We start from the raw sequence: 18,527 nt of genomic DNA on the forward strand, positions 1-18,527 counted from the left end.
ATCACCGAACGGTTATCAAGTCGTGCGGCCCGCGTCAACCGGAGGGGTGTGCTCAGGCTCGCGTCGAAGCATGACGTGCATGAGCGAAATCACCGCACACCACGGACTGCTGACCGACATCGACCTCCACGTGGACGACACCGGCGGGCCCGGTCGGCCCGTGGTGCTCATCCACGGCTGGCCGCTCTCGGGCGAATCGTGGGCGCACCAGGTTCCGGCCCTGCAGAGTGCGGGGTACCGCGTCGTCACCTACGACCGCCGCGGCTTCGGTCGAAGCGACAAGCCCCGCAGCGGCTACGACTACGACACCTTCGCCGACGACCTCGAGGCAGTGCTGCAGGCGCTGGACCTTCGCGATGCCACCCTCGTGGGCTTCTCGATGGGCGGGGGAGAGGTGGCGCGCTACCTCACTCGGCACGGGGCCGACCGCGTGCGCAGCGTCGTGTTCGCCGCCGCCGTTCCGCCCTACCTCGCGCAGACGGACGACAACCCCGAGGGTCCGCTCGACAAGGACACCGCGGAGGGCATGGAGAAGGGGCTCAAGGATGATGAGGATGCCTTCTACCGCCAGTTCACCACCGACTTCTTCTCCGTCGACGGCACGCTCGCGGTGCCGGAGGGGGAACGAGCCGAGGCCGAACGCCTGGCACATCAGGCCGACCATCACGCCGCGCTCGCCGCGATGAAGGCATTCGCCACGACGGACTTCCGCGATGATCTTCGCCACGTCACGGTGCCGACCCTCGTGCTCCACGGCGACAGTGACTCCACCGTCCCGTTCGAGGGCTCGGGCAAGCGCACGCACGAGGCGATCCCCGGCAGCGAACTCCACGTCGTCGCCGGTGCCCCGCACGGGGTGAACGTGAGCCACGCCGACGAGTTCAACCGCGCGCTGGTGAGCTTCCTGCAGCGCTGACCATCCCGCGACCACCCGCGGACACTCTCAGACCCGCCCCGGCGCACGCCGGGGCGGGTCGTGCGCAACGGGGGCCACGCGCTCCTCGGTGGAGCTCCCGGCCTCGGGTGACCGCGGAGAGACGCGTGGGTGCGAGAGGGGGTGACCCCAACGTCGAGACGCGCTTCCGGCCGCGGGAACGGGTGGGGCCGGCCGTACCGTACGGAGAGTGCCCGAACCGATCGCCGCTCCGCGTTCGCGCGGGCGCCGCCGCCATCGTGCCTGGCGGGAAGGCGGGTCCAGCGTCGCCCGGTGGGACGCGGAGATGCTCGGGTGGTCCATCGCCTCCCTGGGGGCCGGCGTCCTGGCCGCCCGCGCCGCCGCGCTGCTGCTCCCGCCCGTGCCGGCATCGATCGTCGCGACCGCGGTGCTGTGGGCATCCCTCACCCTGCCCGCCATCTGGGCGTTTCGACGCTCGCGTCCTCGGGGGCTGACGGCGTTCCGCTGGGTCGATGCCGTCATCGGGGTGGTGTGGGGCATCCTGCTGCGGATCGCGCAGGGCGCGTTCGCCGCGGCTGCGGGACAGTCCGCGTGGCCGTCGGCAGCGGACCTCTCCTCCCCGGTGTTCATCGCCGAGGCCGCCGCGGCCACGGTCATCGCCCCCGTCGTCGAGGAGTTCTTCTTCCGGGCCGTGGTGGTGGTCGGCGTGTACACCATCGTCCACCGTCTCAGCGGACGTGTCGCGGCCGTCGTCGCCGCCCTGATCGTGTCGACGGTGCTCTTCGTCGCCGCTCATGGACTCGTGGCACCGCTCGCCCCCGCCGACGCTTCCTCTCTCGCCCTCGTGGGAGCCGTTGCGGGGGTCTGCGTGCTGGCGACGGGCCGGATCTGGCCGGCGATCCTGGTCCACGCCGTGTACAACCTCACGGGGATAGCCGTCGTCGTCGTCGCCACTCTCGCGGTCTGAGGGCACGGGCCCCGTTTGGCCGTGGCATCCGGATGCCGTAAGCTAACCCTTTGGTGCCTGCCTCACTGCGAGTAGGTCACCCGAACGTGAGCCCTCCACCGGCCCCGTTGCCCGGTCATCGACCGGGGAACCGACCACCGGAGCGGGATTCACGAACTCCTCCGTTCGAACAAGAAAGCAGCACTACTGTGACGCGCACTTTCACCCCCAAGGCCGCAGAGGTCACGCGCGAGTGGGTCGTTATCGACGCCACCGACGTCGTCCTCGGTCGCCTCGCCTCGCACGCGGCGGCCCTTCTCCGCGGCAAGCACAAGGCGACCTTCGCCAACCACATCGACTCGGGTGACTTCGTCATCGTGATCAACGCCGACAAGGTCGCGCTCACGGGCCAGAAGCTCCAGAAGAAGATGGCCTACCGTCACTCGGGCTACCCGGGTGGCCTCAAGGCCGTCAGCTACGAGGAACTCCTCGAGAAGAACCCCGTCCGCGCGGTCGAGAAGGCTGTCCGCGGCATGCTGCCCAAGAACAGCCTCGGCGCGGCGCAGCTCAAGAAGCTCAAGGTCTACCGCGGCGCCGAGCACCCCCACGGTGCCCAGCAGCCCACCGCGTACACCTTCGACCAGGTCGCCCAGTAAGCGCCGCCGGATAAGGACGAAACAGTGTCGAACATCGACTCCAGCAACTACAGCACCGAGACGCCGGCCGAGCAGTCCGTCGTCGCGGCCGAGCGCCCCGTTCTCTCGGTCCCCGGCGCAGCCGTCGGCCGTCGCAAGCAGGCCATCGCCCGCGTGCGCCTGGTCCCCGGCTCCGGCACGATCACGGTTAACGGCCGCACGATCGAGGACTACTTCCCGAACAAGCTCCACCAGCAGCTCATCAACGACCCGTTCACGGTCCTCGAGCTCGCCGGCTCCTACGACGTGATCGCCCGCATCTCCGGTGGCGGCCCCTCGGGCCAGGCCGGCGCGCTGCGCCTGGGCATCGCCCGTGCGCTCAACGAGATCGACGCCGAGAACAACCGCCCGGGTCTGAAGAAGGCCGGCTTCCTTTCGCGCGACGCTCGCGTCAAGGAGCGCAAGAAGGCCGGTCTCAAGAAGGCCCGCAAGGCGCCTCAGTACTCCAAGCGCTGAGTTCGACGTTCCGGATGCCTCTTTTCGGCACGGACGGGGTGCGGGGGCTGGCCAACGGCCTCCTCACCGCCGAACTCGCGCTGCACCTGGCCCAGGCGACCGCGGTCGTCCTGGGCCAGGGCCGTTCGGCGGAGGCGCGCAAGGCCAAAGGCCGTCGACTCACCGCCGTCGTCGCGCGCGACCCGCGTGTGTCGGGGGAATTCCTCTCGGCCGCGGTCGCCGCGGGCCTGGCCTCGTCGGGAGTCGACGTGTTCGACGCGGGCGTGATCCCCACCCCCGCGACGGCATTCCTCATCGCCGACCGCGACGCCGACTTCGGGGTGATGGTTTCGGCCTCGCACAACCCCGCACCCGACAACGGGATCAAGATCTTCGCGCGCGGCGGCACGAAGCTCCCTGACATCGTCGAGCAGCGCATCGAGCGCGCACTCGAATGGGACCGACTGCAGCCCACCGGCGCCGGCGTGGGCCGCATCCGCCGTTTCGCCGACGCGGAAGACCGCTACGTCGTGCACCTTCTCGGTTCGCTACCGCACCGGCTCGATGGCATCCATGTCGTCCTCGACTGTGCCCACGGGGCGGCCGCGGGTGTGTCGCCCGAGACGTTCCGCGACGCCGGGGCGACAGTGACGGTCATCGGCGCCGAACCCGACGGCCTTAACATCAACGACGGCGTCGGCTCGACCCACCTCGACGTGCTCGCCGAGGCGGTCGTCCGGCTCGGGGCCGACGTGGGTATCGCCCACGACGGTGACGCCGACCGGTGCCTCGCCGTCGATGCACAGGGCAACGTCGTCGACGGCGACCAGATCATGGCGATCCTCGCCGTGGCGATGAAGGAACGCGGGGCGCTCGCGCACGACACCCTCGTTGCGACGGTCATGAGCAACCTCGGTCTGCATCGTGCGATGGCCGAGCACGGCATCCAGGTCACGCAGACGGCGGTGGGCGACCGCTACGTGCTCGAGGCGATGAACGAGGGCGGATACTCCCTCGGCGGCGAGCAGTCGGGGCACGTCATCATGAGCGAGTTCGCCACGACCGGCGACGGGCTGCTCACGGGACTCCACATCGTCGCCGAGATGGCACGTCAGAACAAGACCATGGCCGAGCTCGCGTCGATCATGACGGTGTACCCCCAGATCCTCGTCAACGTCCGCGGCGTCGACCGCGAGCGCGTGTCCGACGAGGTCGTGCAAGAGGCCGTCCGCTCGGCAGCGGCCGACCTCGGCGATTCCGGCCGCGTGCTGTTGCGCGCGTCGGGCACCGAGCCGCTCGTGCGTGTCATGGTCGAGGCGGCGTCCGAGGACGTCGCGCGCGCTCACGCCGATCGCCTCGCCGAGGTGGTCCGCGAGCGCCTGTCCCTCTAGGGCGTGAGTCGCCAAGATTTGTCGCCTGCGGGTGCCCCGCGGCGACAAATCTTGGCGACTCACGCGGGTCAGTACTGCAGCGACTCGATGTAGCGCAGCAGCACGCCCTCGCGAAGGGCCCACGGCGAGACCTCGAGCTCGTCGACGTCCATCGCCTTCATCGCGCGCTCGATCACGATCGCCGCGGCGACGATCTGGAACGTGCGGTCGGCGGTGATCCCCGGCAGCGCCTCGCGCGCGTCCGCGGGGATGCGGGCGAGGCGCGGGATCCAGTCCTTCAGCTCTTTTCGCGGCAGCACCATCCGATCGATCCCCGACCATCCGGGGACGGGGTACCCGGCGAGCTTCGCCAGCGAACGGATGGCCTTCGACGAGCCGATGACGTGATCAGGACGCGGCAGAGCCGAGAAGCGCTCGGCGACGGGAGCGAGAACGGATGCCGCGTGCCGACGCAGCGCGTCGATCTCGTCCTCACTCGGCGGATCGTGGGGGAGGAACCGCACCGTGGAGCGTCCCGCGCCCAGCGGCACCGACTCCGCCAGGTCGGGCAGCTCGTCGGCGCCGCCGGCGATCTCCAGCGACCCGCCGCCGATGTCGAACAGCAGGATCTGCCCCGCCGACCACCCGAACCACCGGCGAACGGCGAGGAAGGTGTACCGCGCCTCGGTCTCGCCGCCCAGCACCTGCAGGGGTTGTCCGAGCACCTCCTCGATCCGCGCGATGACCTCTTCGCCGTTGGTCGCCTCCCGCACGGCGGAAGTCGCCGTGGCGAGCAGCTCGTCGACGCCCTCGGCGCGCGCCCTCTCGCACGCCTGTGTCACGGCATCCACGAGCCCCCGCACACCCTCGGCCGAGATCGAGCCGTCGGGTTCGAGGTAGCGCATGAGCCGCAGGACCGACCGGTGCGACGTCGTCGCCGTCGGGCGGCCGCCGGCGCGCGCGTTCGCGACCAGCAGGTGGACAGTGTTGGAACCGATGTCGAGTACCCCGAGTCGCACGCTCCGAGCGTACTGCGGGCCCGCGGGTAGCATGGGCGGGTGTCCGCCGCCGAGACCGCCGCTCCCGCACCGTCGCTGAGCCCTTACCGCCAGATCGACCGCGCCGAGTGGGCCCGCCTGTCCGGCGGCATCCAGCAGCCGCTCACCGAGACCGAAGTCGTGCAGTTGCGCGGCATCGGCGACCGTCTCGACCTGCGCGAGGTCGCCGAGGTGTACCTGCCGCTCAGCCGGCTGCTCAGCCTTTACGCCCGCGCCACCCGCCGCCTGGGCGCCGACACGAGCGAGTTCTTGGGCGAGCCGGATGCCACGACCCCCTTCGTCATCGGGGTGGCGGGGTCGGTCGCCGTGGGCAAGTCCACGATCGCGCGGCTGCTGCGCGAACTCATGAGCCGGTGGCCCGACACCCCCCGGGTGGAACTGGTCACCACCGACGGTTTCCTGTACCCCAACGCCGAGCTCGAGCGCCGGGGACTCATGGATCGCAAGGGCTTTCCCGAGTCGTACGACCGACGCGCTCTGGTGGAGTTCCTCAGCGAGGTCAAATCCGGCGCGGAAGAGGTGCGCGCGCCCTTCTACTCGCACGTGCGGTACGACATCATGCCCGACGCGCACGTCACCGTGCGCCGTCCCGACGTCGTGATCGTCGAGGGCCTCAACGTGCTGCAACCGCCCCCGACCCCGAACGACGTCGCGGTCAGCGACCTGTTCGACTTCTCGATCTACGTCGACGCCGACGCCGCGCACATCGAACGCTGGTATGTCGACCGCTTCCTCGCTCTGCGCGACAACGCCTTCACGAACCCGACCTCGTTCTTCCGCGTCTTCGCTGACATCAGCGACGAGGAGGCGGTGCAGCGTGCGCTGAGGTTCTGGCGCGAGATCAACCTGCCGAACCTCGAGGAGAACGTGCTGCCGACGCGGCACCGGGCCAAGCTGGTGCTCCAGAAAGGTGCCGACCACACGGTCGAGTCGGTCCTGCTGCGCAAGCTCTGAGCGGCGCCGCCCGCGGCGGGTTTCCCCAGGCACGGCCCCGTAGACTCGGAGGCTATGTGCGGAATCATCGGATACGTGGGTCCTCGGCAGAGCCAGGACATCCTCCTGTCGGGTCTGTCGCGACTCGAATACCGGGGGTACGACTCCGCCGGCATCGCCGTGATCGACGGCGACGGGGGCCTCGGTATGCGCAAGCGCGCCGGCAAGCTTGCCGTGCTGCGTGACGACTTGGCATCCACCCCTCTGGCCGACGGCACCACCGGTATCGGGCACACGCGCTGGGCGACGCACGGTGGCCCGACCGACGCGAACGCGCACCCGCACCTCGCCGACGACGACAAGCTCGCCGTCATCCACAACGGCATCATCGAGAACTTCGCCGAACTCAAGAGCGAGCTGATCGGCGAGGGCGTGACCTTCCGCAGCGAGACCGACACCGAGGTGGCCGCGGCGATGATCGGTCGCGAGTACAGCCGCACGGGTGACCTGGTGTCGGCGTTCCGGGCCGTCGTGTCGCGCCTCGAGGGCGCCTACACGCTGCTGGCCATGCACAAGGATCACCCGGGCCTCGTCGTGGGCGCCCGCCGCAACTCGCCGCTGGTCATCGGCCTGGGCGAGGGTGAGAACTTCCTCGGCTCCGATGTCGCCGCGTTCGTGGAGCACACGCGCAAGGCGCTCGCGATCGGGCAGGACGAGATCGTCGCGATCACGCCCGAGGGCGTCGAAGTCACCGACTTCTCCGGCGCGCCGGTCGAGGTCGAGGCCTTCGAGGTCACGTGGGACGCGTCGGCGGCCGAGAAGGGCGGCTGGTCGTCGTTCATGGCGAAGGAGGTCTCGGAAGAGCCCGAAGCCGTCGCCAACACCGTCCGTGGCCGCATCCACGAGGGCCGTGTCGAGATCCCCGAGCTGGACGGCATGGACGAGTTCCTCGCCGACATCGACCGCATCCTCGTCATCGCGTGCGGCACCGCCGCCTACGCCGGCATGGTCGGGAAGTACGCGCTCGAGACCTGGACGCGCGTGCCCGTCGACGTCGAGCTCGCACACGAGTTCCGCTACCGTGACCCCGTCCTGTCGCCGCGCACGCTCGTCGTCTCGATCAGCCAGTCGGGCGAGACGATGGACACGCTCATGGCCGTGAAGTACGCGCGGTCGCGCGGCGCCAAGACGCTGTCGATCTGCAACACCCAGGGCGCCACGATTCCGCGTGAGTCGGATGCCATCGTGTACACGCACGCCGGCCCGGAGGTCGCCGTCGCCTCGACCAAGGCGTTCGTCGCGCAGATCACCGCGCTGTACCTGCTCGCACTGCACGTCGGTCGCGTACGCGGGGCCATCGACCCGGTCGCCGCGGTCGATGCCGTGACCGAGCTCGAGGCCATCCCGGGCAAGATCGCCCGCGTGCTCGAGACCGAGCAGGGCCGCATCGAGCAGCTGGCCCATTGGATGGCCGACACCCGGTCGGTGCTGTTCCTCGGCCGCAACGTGGGTTACCCGATCGCGCTCGAGGGCGCACTCAAGCTCAAGGAGCTCGCGTACATCCACGCCGAGGGCTTCGCCGCCGGCGAGCTCAAGCACGGCCCCATCGCCCTCATCGAGCCCGGCCAGCCCGTGTTCGTCGTCGTGCCGTCGCCGCGGGGGTCGGGCGAGATGCACAAGAAGGTCGTCTCGAACATCGAGGAGATCCGTGCCCGTGGCGCCCGCGTCATCGCGATCGCCGAAGAGGGCGACGTCGCGGTGCTCCCAGCCGCTGACGAGGTGCTGCGCATTCCGCTGGCCGCCCCGCTGTTCGAGCCGCTCCTGGCCGTCGTTCCGCTGCACATCTTCGCCATGGGTCTTGCCGAGGCCAAGGGCCTCGACGTCGACCAGCCCCGCAATCTCGCGAAGTCGGTGACGGTGGAGTAAGGCCGAACCTTTTCGGGGCCGGATGCCACTGGCATCCGGCCCCTACTTCGTTCCTGCCCTGCACAACTCCTGCAGGATCGCCCCGCGACGCCGCCGCGGTGGCCTTCCGGGGCGATGGCGCAGGAGTTCTGCCGCGCGTCGGGAGGCGCCGGGGCGCCTGCTGGGCAGCCTGCTGCCGCGCGTCGGGAGGCGCCGGGACGCCTGCACAACTCCGGCGGAGGCGCGTGGCGGCTCGCCGAACGGGCCACGTCGGCGGGACCCGCCGGAGTTGTGCCGGTGGGGCGGCGGGGCGTTCGACGCCGTCGTCACGGCAGAATGGACAGGATGCCAGGAGGGGAGGGCGCATGATCGTCGGAATCGGCGTCGACCTGGTCGACGTGCCGCGCTTCGAGCAGCAGCTCGCGCGGACCCCCCGCCTCCTCGAGCGGCTGTTCGCCCCGGCCGAGCGCGTGCTCAAGCCCCGCTCCCTGGCTGCCCGGTACGCCGCGAAAGAGGCGCTGATCAAAGCCCTCGGCGGCTCGGACGGCGTTTACTGGACCGACATCGAAGTGACGCCCGAGCCGTCGGGCCGCCCCACCTTCACGCTCACCGGCGAGACCGCGGCCACCGTCGCGGCGCGCGGCGTCACGGCTCTGCACCTGTCGATGTCGCACGACGCGACGCTCGCCACCGCATACGTCATCGCGGAGGCCGGGCCCGCTGAACCGACCCGGGAGGGCGTCGCATGAGGATGGCATCCGGAGTCCTGCGCGAAGCGCTGATCGACGTCGACGCGATCGCCGAGAACGTGCGCCACCTGCGTCGGTTGACCGGCGTCGAGGTCATCGCGGTGGTCAAGGCCGAGGGGTACGGGCACGGCGCGCACCGCGCCGCGGTCGCGGCCCTGCGCGGCGGGGCGACGCGCATCGGCGTCTCCGACATCGATGAGGCCCTGGCCCTGCGGCGCCGGGGGATTCGCGCGCCGCTGTTCGCGTGGCTGCACGCGCCCGGCGCCTCGTTCGTCGAGGCCGTGCGGGAGGACGTCGAGCTCGGCATCTCGGACATCGACCAGTTGCTGCGCGCGGGGGAGGCGGCCCAGGGGAATCGCCCCGCCGCGGTGCACCTGAAGATCGAGACCGGTCTCTCGCGCAACGGCATAGCTCCCGTGGACTGGCGCGTGGTGTTCTCGGAGGCCGCTCGCCTCGAGCGGATCGGGCGCGTGCGCGTCGTCGGGCTGTTCTCGCATCTGTCCAACACCAGCGATGCCGACGACCGCGCGGCGCTGGCGAGGTTCCAGGAGGGGGTCGTGCTCGCCGCCGCCGCCGGGCTGAACCCGCCGCTACGCCACATCGCCGCGACCCACGCCGCCATCGACCTGCCCGAGGCGCGGTTGAACTGCGTGCGCATCGGCATCGGCATCTACGGTGTCTCTCCGTTCGCCGACCGCAGCTCGGCCGACCTGGGGCTGCGCCCCGCCATGACGCTGCGCGGCGCGGTCGCGGCGGTGCGGCGCGTGCCCGCCGGAACCGGCGTGTCGTACGGCTACACGTACCGCACCGACAGCGCCACCACGCTGGCCCTCGTGCCCCTCGGGTACGCCGACGGAGTGCCGCGGCAGGCGTCGGGCCGCGGCCCCGTGACGATCAACGGTCGTCGCTTCACCGTGGCCGGGCGCATCGCGATGGACCAGTTCGTCGTCGACGTCGGCGACCACCCCGTCGCCGTCGGCGACGAGGCCGTGCTGTTCGGCGACCCGACGCTCGGGGTGCCGTCGGCCCGGGACTGGGCGGATGCCGCCGACACCATCGACTACGAGATCGTGACGCGCGTGGGTGCGCGCGTGCCGCGACGGGAGGTGGGCGCGTGAGCGTTCCCGACGAACTGCTGGGCGAGCGCGAGGTCGCGGGCCCCGCCGACATGGAGGAACTGGGGCGCGCGCTCGGTCGCGCTCTTGCGCCGGGCGACGTGGTCGTGCTCACCGGTCCGCTCGGCGCCGGCAAGACGACCCTCACGCGCGGGATCGGCGAGGGGCTCGGCATCCGGGGTCCGGTCCAGAGTCCGACGTTCGTGATCGCGCGAACGCACCCCTCGCTCGTCGGCGGCGCACCCCTCGTGCACGTGGATGCCTATCGGCTCGGGGCCGCGGTCGAGCTCGACGACCTCGACATCGACGTGGAGCGCTCCGTCGTCATCGTCGAGTGGGGGCGCGGTGTCGCCGATCATCTCGCCGACGCGTGGTGGGAGATCGAGATCTCGCGTCAGACCGGCGGACGCGGCGTCGACAACGCGTGCGGCGAGACCGCCCCGCACACCCTCGACCTGGATGCCGACGCGCCCCGGACGGTGACCATCTCGCGGAGGCCGTGAGCCTCAGGTCGGCTGCAGCCCGTGCCGCGTCGTGGCCCGGCGGTCGGGTTCCGCGGTCCAGACGTCGCGCAGCCCCCGCAACGTCTCGTACGCCTGCTCGACGTGCGCGAAGTGGCCGCTGTCTTCCAGCACGGTCTCGCGGTAGCCGGGGATGCGGCGCCGCGCGTCGCGGGCGTCGTGGCGACCGGCGAAGACGTCGTGGCGCCCGCGGACGGCGCGCACCGGGGCCGTGATGCGGCGCCAGGCGTCGTCGTCGTGCGTGCGGGCGGCGCGGGCTGCGCTGAGGAAGGCGGCGGGCCGAATCTCCTCGGCCAGCGCGTTCGAGATGGCCGGATCGAGGCGGTCCGGATGCCGGAACAGCGGACGAGCGAGCACGCGAAGCGTTCCGGTGCGGCGGAGTCCTCGCAGGAGCGGGCGCGCAATCGGGCCGAGGGCGCGGAGAGTGGCCATCGCCACCACCATGCCCGCGAACGCGGGGAGCCGTACCGACCCGGACAGGGGGCGGCGCATGACCGCGCGGACCGCGGCGCCGGTGGGGGAGACGAGGCCGACGGCCACGGTCTGGGCGGGAGAGTGCGCGGCGACGTCCAGGGCGACGACGGCCCCCAGCGAGTGGCCGACGACGCGCCAGCGCGGGTAGCCGAGCGCGCGGGCGACGGCGACGACCGCCTCTGCTGCCGCGGCAGGCGACGGCGCGGGCCCGGGCGACTCGCCCCAGCCGGGCAGATCGATCGCGATGACGTCGTCGAGCGGGATGCCGAGCCGATCGGCCGCGCCGAGCAGTGGCATCCATGTCGTCCACGATCCGGCGGCGCCGTGCAGCAGCACCGTGGCGACGGCGCTCGCGGAGCGCCGCCCGGCGTGCGCGACGACCGGTCCTACGGCGGTCGGTACCACCAGTCGGCGCAGCTGTCTTTCCACGTCTGTACTTCGGAGCCGAGGCCGTGACCGGATGCCCGCACAGCTCCGGCAGTTCGGCGACACGGCGCCCGCTGCAGCGCCGCCGCGGCGCCTTCTGCAGGAGTTGTGCGCGGCGGTGGTCGGAGAGCGCCCCCGGCGGGTGGCCAGAACCGTCCGAGCGGGGCCGCGGCACCGCGCGTCGAGACGCCGCGGCATCCGGGTCGAGCGCCGCGGATACCCTGGAACCGTGATCATCGGCATCGACACCTCCCTCGGCACCGCGGTGGCGGCGATCGCCCGCGACGGCGAGATCGCCGCCGACGAGCAGAGCGCCAACCCGCTCGGGCATGCCGAGGTCATCGGCGATCTGCTCGCGCGCGCCGTCGCGGCCGCACCCGAGCCGACGCACGTCGCCATCGGCATGGGGCCCGGGCCGTTCACGGGGCTTCGCGTCGGCATCGCGACGGCCCGCGCGTTCGCCCTCGGTCGCGGCATCCCGGTCGTGCCGGTGCCCAGTCACGACGGCGTCGCCCTCGGGGTCCTGCTCGCCGACGCGCTCACCGGCACCGAAACGCCGCGCTTCGCCGTCGTCACCGACGCCCGCCGCAGAGAGTTCGCCTACAGCGTCTACGACGGCATCGACGACGACGGGCTCCCGATCCGGGTCGGGGATGCCACGCTCAGCCCCCGCGACGAGCTCGATGCGCGTCTGGCCGAGGCCGGAGCCGCGCGATACGACGCGACGAGCGTCTCGGCGGCGATGATCGCCCTCGCCGCGGCGCGCGCGCTCGACGCGGGCCGCGAGCTCGCCGGTCCCGAACCGTTGTACCTGCGCAGCCCCGACGTCGTGGCCGCGCACGCCCCCAAGCGGGTGAGCGCGTGAGCACCCGCGCCGCGACCCCGTCCGACCTTGACGCGATCATGGCGCTCGAGCACGCGTCGTTTCCGACCGACGCGTGGAGCCCGGCGATGATGCGCGAAGAGCTGGCCTCGCCGCACGGGTGGTACGTCGTCGTCGAAGAGGCCGGCCGGCTCCTCGGCTACGCGGGGCTGCGCGCGGTGCGCGGGGCGAAGGATGCCGACATCCAGACGATCACGATCGCCGAGACCGCGCGCGGCCGCGGGCGCGGGCGCGCGCTGCTGACCGAGCTCCTCGAGGAGGCCGCGCGCCGCGGGGTGCACGACGTCTTCCTCGAGGTGCGCGCCGACAACCCCGTCGCGCAGTCGTTGTACGCCTCGGAAGGATTCGCCGAGGTGGGTCGCCGTCCGCGCTACTACCAGCCGGACGACGTCGACGCGATCGTCATGCAGCTCGATCTGCGGGGGTGGGCCGCGCGGCGCATTCCGGACGACGCGGAGACCACCGGGAAGGGATGGTGCTGATGAACGCGCCCCTCGTGCTCGGCATCGAGACCAGCTGCGACGAGACCGGCATCGGGATCGTCCGCGGTCGGCAGCTGCTGAGCAACACGATCGCCTCCAGCATGGACGAGCACGCGCGCTACGGCGGTGTCGTGCCGGAGGTCGCCGCCCGCGCGCACCTCGAGGCGCTGCAGCCCTCGATCGATGCGGCGCTCGCCGAAGCCGGCGTGACCCTCGCCGAGATCGACGCCGTGGCCGTCACCAGCGGCCCGGGGCTGGCCGGGGCGCTCATGGTGGGCGTCGGCGCGGCGAAGGGGCTCGCCGTCGCGCTCGACAAGCCGCTGTATGCCGTGAACCATCTCGTCGGACACATCGCCGCCGACATCCTCGACGCCGACGCGGGCGAGATCGAGTACCCGACCGTCGCCCTCCTCGTGAGCGGCGGACACACGTCGCTGCTGCTCGTCCGCGACCTCACCAGCGACGTCGAACTCCTGGGCGAGACCATGGATGACGCGGCGGGCGAAGCGTTCGACAAGGTCGCGCGCCTCCTGAAGCTGCCGTACCCCGGCGGCCCCGAGATCGATCGCGCCGCCGCGACGGGCGATCCCACCGCGATCCGTTTCCCCCGCGGGCTGTCGCGGGCCTCCGACATGGCATCCCACCGCTACGACTTCTCGTTCTCCGGTCTCAAGACGGCCGTGGCGCGCTGGGTCGAGCAGCACGAGGCCGCGGGAGAGCCGGTCCCCGTGGCCGACGTCGCGGCGTCGTTCCGTGAGGCGGTGGTCGACGTGCTCGTGACGAAGGCGCTGGATGCGTGCGACCGCTTCGGTGTGCCGCGCCTGCTGCTCGGCGGCGGCGTGATCGCCAACAAGCGTCTGCGCGATGTCGCTCTGGAACGCGCGGCGGCCGCGGGTGTCGCGGTGCGCATCCCCCCGCTGCGGCTCTGCACCGACAACGGTGCGATGATCGCCGCACTCGCCGCGGAACTCATCTCTTCGGGGCGCCGCCCGTCCACGCTCGCGTTCGGGGCGGACTCCACCCTGCCGGTGACCGAGATCCAGGTCGCCGAAGATCCGGATGCCTCCCGGCCCGCCGATCCGGTCGGGGCCTCTCGGTGAGCGCGTCACCGCCGCCCAGCCGCCGTGCGCGCAAGCTGGCGACGAACGCCGAGGCACCGGCCGCCGCACCCACGGTGGCGGAACAGCTCGCCGCCGGCGACGCGATGGACGACGAACGGCTGCCCACCGCCCAGTTGGAGCGGGCCGCGTTCGGTGAGCACGTCCTGCCGTGGAGTCCGCCGGCGCCCGTCGTCCCGCCCTCGGTCGCACCGTGGGCTCTGGTTGTGGCGATCATCGCGCTGGTGGTCTCGCTGTTCGTCGGCGTGCTGCTCCCTCTCGGCGTCATCGGGCTGGTCATGTCGATCATCTCGTTGCGACGCGCGCACGACAGTCGCCGTGTCGCCTCGTGGGCCCTCGGCCTTTCCGTCGTCTCGATCGTCTTCAGCGCCGGCTGGCTGTTCTGGGCGCTGCCGCAGCTCTCGACGGTCTGATTCGCGTCATCCCACGCGGTCGGCCAGGAGCGCGACGCGACGACCCTCGACGCGGGTGAGGATGAGCGTTGCGGACGCATCACCGCGCAGCGACAGTCGGGTGCGCAGCGCCGCGGGATCGACGTCCACCCCGCGCTTCTTGATCTCCAGCGTTCCGATGCCCCTTTCGCGGAGCGCTCGGGACAGCTTCTTGGTGTCTGCCGGGAGCTCTTCGCGCACGCGGAACGATGAGACGAAGGGGCTCGTGAGGGGCGCGTCGGAGGTGAGGTACGCGATGCCCGGAGCCAGCATTCCCGCCTCGAGGGAGCGCGCCACCTCGCCGATGAGGCGGGCGCGGATCACGGCGCCGTCCGGCTCGTGCACGAACGCGCCCAGCGCGTGGGGCTCGGCGTCGGGTGCATCGGCGGGTGCGGTCAGCTCCCAGGCGTCGTCGCCGCGCACGACGAGGGCCGCCCGTCGCACACCATCGCGGGCGAGCCTCCCCGACCACAGCACGAGCTCGATCGTCGACCCGTCGGCGCTGATCCACTGCGCCTCGAGTCCGTCCGGGATCGCCTCGCGGTCGAAGGCCGGACCGAGCTTCACTCCGCCCGGCATGCGCTCCAGCAGTGCGAACACCCACTCCAGCGAGGGGGACCACTGATCCGAGGACACGCGTCGCGTTTCGGCGTGGCCGCCGGTGCGTCGCGCGGGGTCGAGCCACACGGCATCCACTCCGCCCAGGTCCGCCTCTTCCGCTCGCCCGTGCGTCACGGTGGCGACATCGCCGAAGGGTGCGAGGTTGTAGGCGGCGATCGCGGCGGTCACCTCGTCGGCGTCGACCGCGTGCACCCGGATGCCGAGACCCGCCAGTCCGAGCGCGTCTCCGCCGACCCCGCACCCCAGGTCTGCCACGGTCGTGATGCCCGCGGCCCGGAAGCGGCCTGCGTGCCGCGCCGCGATCGACAGCCGCGTCGCCTGCTCGAGACCCGCGCGGGTGAACAGCATGCGGTCCGCGAACGGGCCGAATTTCGCCGTGGCCCGGACGCGCAGACGGGCCTGGCCGACGACCGCAGCGACGAGATCCGGGGAGTGGCCCGCGGCCCGCAGGCGGGAGACCGTGCGCGCGGCCTCGTCGGTGGTCGTCAGTGGACCCACCTCGTCGAGCAAGGTCAGGCCCGCGGGCGTGAGCAGTGCGGTCAGCTCGGCGATCTCCACCGGGCCAGCCTAGGTGGCGAAAGTGCTGGCACTCGCGTTGCGTGAGTGCCAGCACTTCTCTACACTCGGATTAGCACTCTCCTGGTGTGGGTGCTAACGAGTCTTCTGTAACGAGAAAGAAGAGGTAGACCGTGTCGGTTTCCATCAAGCCGCTCGAGGACCGCATCGTCATCAAGCAGGTCGAGGCTGAGCAGACCACCGCGAGTGGTCTCGTCATCCCCGACACCGCCAAGGAGAAGCCGCAGGAGGGCGAGGTCGTCGCCGTCGGTCCCGGCCGTATCGACGACAACGGCAACCGTGTCCCCCTCGACGTCAGCGTCGGCGACCGCGTGCTGTACAGCAAGTACGGCGGCACCGAGGTCAAGTTCGGCGCCGACGAGTACCTGGTGCTCTCGGCCCGCGACGTCCTCGCGGTGGTCGTGCGCTGATCGCACAGCGATTTCTCGAGAACCCCGGATGCCTCGGCATCCGGGGTTCTCTTCATCCGCGGCAGCGGCGCGCGCACCGAGGGATCCCTGACTCCGTACCGGCCTAGGCTGAGCAGGTGACCGTTGCTCCACCTTCCTCGTCCGGAGCTCTGCGGGGCGGCCTGTTCGCCTTCGCCGCCTACCTGCTCTGGGGCTTCCTTCCGCTGTACTTTCTGCAGCTCGAGCCGACCGGTCCGTGGGAGGTCGTCGCCTGGCGTATCGCGCTGTCCTTCGTCTTCTGCCTCGTGCTGCTGACGGTGCTGCGTGCGTGGGGGCCCTTCCTCACGATCCTTCGCCAGCCGCGTCTGCTCGGACTGACGGCGCTGGCGGGCGTGCTGATCTACGTCAACTGGCAGACCTACCTCATCGGCACCCTCACCGGCCACGTCATCGAGACGAGCCTGGGGTACTTCATCAACCCGATCGTGACAGTGCTGCTCGGGGTGACCGTGCTGCGCGAGCGACTGCGTCTGGTGCAGTGGGTGGCCATCGGCCTGTCGGTGGTCGCGGTGCTGGTCATCGTGGTGGGCTACGGCAGTTTCCCGTGGATCGCGTTGACCCTGGCGACCTCGTTCGGGTTCTACGGCTTGGTGAAGAAGCAGATCGGTCCGTCGGTGGATGCCGTCAGTGGTCTGACGCTCGAGTCCTTCTGGCTCCTCCCGGTCGCCGCCGTGCAGCTGGTCCTCGTCGCGGCCACCACGGGGCTGACGATGGGGGGCCACGGCATCGCGCACACGGCGCTCCTGGCCGCGGCCGGTGTGATCACCGCGATCCCCCTGCTGCTTTTCGCGGCCGGTGCCCGCCGTGCACCGCTCAGCCTGCTCGGCCTCATTCAGTTCGTTGCGCCCATTCTGCAGTTCATCATCGGCGTCTGGGTGCTGAACGAGCCGATGACGGTGGAGCGCTGGATCGGGTTCGCGTTGGTGTGGCTCGCCTTGGTCGTTCTCAGCGTGGATTCTCTTGTCGCGGCGCGACGTCGCCGCACGTCCATATCGGATGTGAGCGAGCCCGTCTAGGAGCGTTATGGCGCCGTGACCTCGCCGACGCACATCGTTAACGAACGGCAACACGGCGAAAACGTGGGGGCCACTAGGTTTAGGACACCAGGCGGCACTGCTGTGCCGCCGAACGTTCATTCACAGCAAGGAGCACTATGAGCGTCTTCACGCGTACGCGTGCCGGCAAGGCCCTGGGCGGTCTCGCCCTGGTCGGTGCCAGCGCGCTCGTCCTCGCCGGTTGCTCGGGTGGTGGCGGCGACGCCGCCGCGCCCAGCGCATCCTCCGGCGGAGGCGCCGTGTCCGAGGCCGACGGGACCTTCCACGTCGGCACCATCCTGCCCGCCACCGGAAACCTCGCCTTCCTCGGACCGCCCGAGGTCGCGGGTGTGAAGCTCGCGATCCAGGACATCGAGGCCACGGGCGACGCGTTCCCGTTCAGCGTCGAGCTCACCGAGCGCGACTCCGGTGACACGACGACCGACATCGCGACGCAGTCGGCCACCGAGCTCGTCGACGCCGGTGCCGACGTCGTCATCGGCGCGGCCTCCTCGGGTGTGTCGTTCACGTTCGTCGACCAGCTGGTCGACGCGGGCATCGTCCAGATCTCGCCGGCGAACACCTCGCCCGACTTCACGACGTACGCCGACGACGGCTACTACTGGCGCACCGCTCCCTCGGACGTGCTCCAGGGTCGCGTGCTCGGTAACCTCATGGTCGGCGACGGTGCGGCCAACGTGGGCATCATCTACATCAACGACCCGTACGGCATCGGCCTCAAGGACAACGCCACGACGGCCATCGAGGCCGCCGGCGGCGAGGTCTCGGTCGCGGTTCCCTACAACCCGGGCGACACCGTGTTCACGTCGCAGGTCGACGAGCTCCTGGCCGCTCAGCCCGACGCCATCGCGGTGATCGCGTTCGAGGAGACCTCGTCGATCATCCCGCAGCTGGTGAACACCCAGGGCTACCCGGGCTCGAAGGTCTACTTCGTCGACGGCAACCTGTCCAACTCGTACGAGTTCCAGGCGGGCACGCTCGAGGGCGCCAAGGGAACGCTCCCCGGCAACCCGGCTGACACCGAGTTCCAGAGCCGCCTCCTCGAGGTCGACCCGGCGCTCACCGACTTCAGCTACGCGCCGGAGTCGTACGACGCCGTGATCGTCGCGGCGCTCGCCGCGGCGCAGGCCAAGGACGACTCGGGCACGGCGATCCGTGACAACCTGCAGTCGGTGACCGAGGGCGGCGAGAAGTGCACCACCTTCGCCGACTGCCTCGCGCTGATCAACGAGGGCACCGACGTCGACTACGACGGTGTCTCCGGCCCGATCACGTTCGACGAGAACGGTGACCCGACCGAGGCGTACATCGGCATCTACCAGTACGGTGCCGACAACAAGTACACCCTTCTCAACACGGAGTTCGGCTCGCTGAACGAGTGACCTGACGG

General features: G+C 71.0%; 20 protein-coding genes. 17 read left to right on the forward strand and 3 right to left on the reverse strand.

Annotated features, from left to right (window positions below; translation table 11 throughout):
• Positions 1-79: 79 nt before the first annotated feature.
• The 5 genes from P5G46_RS11610 (at position 80) to glmM (ending at position 4,362) form a co-directional block, all read left to right on the forward strand.
• On the forward strand, positions 80-916 hold the full coding sequence (locus P5G46_RS11610; protein ID WP_375094695.1) for an alpha/beta fold hydrolase: 837 nt from the start codon (positions 80-82) through the stop codon (positions 914-916).
• A 208-nt stretch (positions 917-1,124) separates the two neighbouring features.
• Complete coding sequence (locus P5G46_RS11615) at positions 1,125-1,862, forward strand: CPBP family intramembrane glutamic endopeptidase (RefSeq protein WP_375094694.1); 738 nt, start codon at positions 1,125-1,127, stop codon at positions 1,860-1,862.
• Positions 1,863-2,050: 188 nt separating this feature from the next.
• Entirely contained in the window at positions 2,051-2,497 is a 447-nt protein-coding gene (gene rplM / locus P5G46_RS11620; RefSeq protein ID WP_022877308.1) for a 50S ribosomal protein L13, read from the forward strand.
• A 24-nt stretch (positions 2,498-2,521) separates the two neighbouring features.
• Positions 2,522-2,992 (forward strand): 30S ribosomal protein S9, encoded by a 471-nt coding sequence (gene rpsI, locus P5G46_RS11625; RefSeq protein ID WP_239274840.1) that lies wholly within the window; start codon positions 2,522-2,524, stop codon positions 2,990-2,992.
• 14 nt (positions 2,993-3,006) lie between these two features.
• Positions 3,007-4,362, forward strand: coding sequence for a phosphoglucosamine mutase (gene glmM, locus P5G46_RS11630; RefSeq protein WP_408905740.1), 1,356 nt, complete (start codon positions 3,007-3,009; stop codon positions 4,360-4,362).
• A gap of 68 nt (positions 4,363-4,430) precedes the next feature.
• On the opposite strand, the gene P5G46_RS11635 is transcribed toward glmM, so the two are convergent.
• Positions 4,431-5,360, reverse strand: a complete 930-nt coding sequence (locus P5G46_RS11635) for a Ppx/GppA phosphatase family protein (protein WP_239274842.1) — start codon at positions 5,358-5,360, stop codon at positions 4,431-4,433.
• Between the two features lie 39 nt (positions 5,361-5,399).
• On the opposite strand from P5G46_RS11635, the gene coaA reads away from it, so the two are divergent.
• From coaA to tsaE, 5 genes are all read left to right on the forward strand, one after another.
• Positions 5,400-6,353 carry a type I pantothenate kinase gene (coaA, locus tag P5G46_RS11640; RefSeq protein ID WP_239274843.1) on the forward strand — a complete coding sequence of 318 codons (954 nt, stop codon included), beginning with the start codon at positions 5,400-5,402 and terminating at the stop codon, positions 6,351-6,353.
• Positions 6,354-6,407: 54 nt separating this feature from the next.
• Positions 6,408-8,258, forward strand: a complete 1,851-nt coding sequence (glmS, locus tag P5G46_RS11645) for a glutamine--fructose-6-phosphate transaminase (isomerizing) (RefSeq protein WP_239274844.1) — start codon at positions 6,408-6,410, stop codon at positions 8,256-8,258.
• A gap of 344 nt (positions 8,259-8,602) precedes the next feature.
• On the forward strand, positions 8,603-8,986 hold the full coding sequence (locus P5G46_RS11650) for a holo-ACP synthase (protein WP_239274845.1): 384 nt from the start codon (positions 8,603-8,605) through the stop codon (positions 8,984-8,986).
• Complete coding sequence (alr, locus tag P5G46_RS11655; protein WP_408905742.1) at positions 8,983-10,104, forward strand: alanine racemase; 1,122 nt, start codon at positions 8,983-8,985, stop codon at positions 10,102-10,104. Before P5G46_RS11650 ends, alr begins: the two co-directional genes overlap by 4 nt.
• Complete coding sequence (gene tsaE / locus P5G46_RS11660; RefSeq protein ID WP_239274847.1) at positions 10,101-10,604, forward strand: tRNA (adenosine(37)-N6)-threonylcarbamoyltransferase complex ATPase subunit type 1 TsaE; 504 nt, start codon at positions 10,101-10,103, stop codon at positions 10,602-10,604. The genes alr and tsaE overlap by 4 nt, the downstream gene beginning before the upstream one ends.
• A 3-nt stretch (positions 10,605-10,607) precedes the next feature.
• Here tsaE and P5G46_RS11665 read toward each other — a convergent pair whose 3' ends face one another.
• Complete coding sequence (locus P5G46_RS11665; RefSeq protein WP_408905743.1) at positions 10,608-11,525, reverse strand: alpha/beta fold hydrolase; 918 nt, start codon at positions 11,523-11,525, stop codon at positions 10,608-10,610.
• A 226-nt stretch (positions 11,526-11,751) separates the two neighbouring features.
• On the opposite strand from P5G46_RS11665, the gene tsaB reads away from it, so the two are divergent.
• The 4 genes from tsaB to P5G46_RS11685 are packed head-to-tail and all read left to right on the forward strand — an operon-like array spanning position 11,752 to position 14,418.
• Positions 11,752-12,387 (forward strand): tRNA (adenosine(37)-N6)-threonylcarbamoyltransferase complex dimerization subunit type 1 TsaB, encoded by a 636-nt coding sequence (gene tsaB / locus P5G46_RS11670; protein WP_408905744.1) that lies wholly within the window; start codon positions 11,752-11,754, stop codon positions 12,385-12,387.
• Entirely contained in the window at positions 12,384-12,887 is a 504-nt protein-coding gene (rimI, locus tag P5G46_RS11675; RefSeq protein WP_408905745.1) for a ribosomal protein S18-alanine N-acetyltransferase, read from the forward strand. Before tsaB ends, rimI begins: the two co-directional genes overlap by 4 nt.
• Positions 12,887-13,987, forward strand: coding sequence for a tRNA (adenosine(37)-N6)-threonylcarbamoyltransferase complex transferase subunit TsaD (tsaD, locus tag P5G46_RS11680; RefSeq protein ID WP_408905746.1), 1,101 nt, complete (start codon positions 12,887-12,889; stop codon positions 13,985-13,987). The genes rimI and tsaD overlap by 1 nt, the downstream gene beginning before the upstream one ends.
• Positions 13,984-14,418, forward strand: coding sequence for a hypothetical protein (locus tag P5G46_RS11685; protein WP_408905747.1), 435 nt, complete (start codon positions 13,984-13,986; stop codon positions 14,416-14,418). Before tsaD ends, P5G46_RS11685 begins: the two co-directional genes overlap by 4 nt.
• A gap of 6 nt (positions 14,419-14,424) precedes the next feature.
• Here P5G46_RS11685 and P5G46_RS11690 read toward each other — a convergent pair whose 3' ends face one another.
• Positions 14,425-15,615: a class I SAM-dependent methyltransferase gene (locus P5G46_RS11690; protein ID WP_408905748.1), complete on the reverse strand. Its 1,191-nt coding sequence runs from the start codon at positions 15,613-15,615 to the stop codon at positions 14,425-14,427.
• A gap of 131 nt (positions 15,616-15,746) precedes the next feature.
• Here P5G46_RS11690 and groES point away from each other — a divergent pair, with 131 nt between their 5' ends.
• The 3 genes from groES (at position 15,747) to P5G46_RS11705 (ending at position 18,519) form a co-directional block, all read left to right on the forward strand.
• Positions 15,747-16,043 (forward strand): co-chaperone GroES, encoded by a 297-nt coding sequence (gene groES / locus P5G46_RS11695; RefSeq protein ID WP_239274853.1) that lies wholly within the window; start codon positions 15,747-15,749, stop codon positions 16,041-16,043.
• A gap of 116 nt (positions 16,044-16,159) precedes the next feature.
• Positions 16,160-17,098: an EamA family transporter RarD gene (gene rarD, locus P5G46_RS11700; RefSeq protein ID WP_408905749.1), complete on the forward strand. Its 939-nt coding sequence runs from the start codon at positions 16,160-16,162 to the stop codon at positions 17,096-17,098.
• Between the two features lie 137 nt (positions 17,099-17,235).
• The gene (locus P5G46_RS11705) at positions 17,236-18,519 is read left to right on the forward strand and encodes an ABC transporter substrate-binding protein (RefSeq protein ID WP_408905750.1); all 1,284 of its coding nucleotides are present in this window, start codon (positions 17,236-17,238) and stop codon (positions 18,517-18,519) included.
• The last annotated feature ends 8 nt before the right edge of the window (positions 18,520-18,527 follow it).

Origin of the sequence: Microbacterium mcarthurae (assembly GCF_046064585.1) — a bacterium.
Classification (GTDB): Bacteria; Actinomycetota; Actinomycetes; order Actinomycetales; family Microbacteriaceae; genus Microbacterium; species Microbacterium mcarthurae.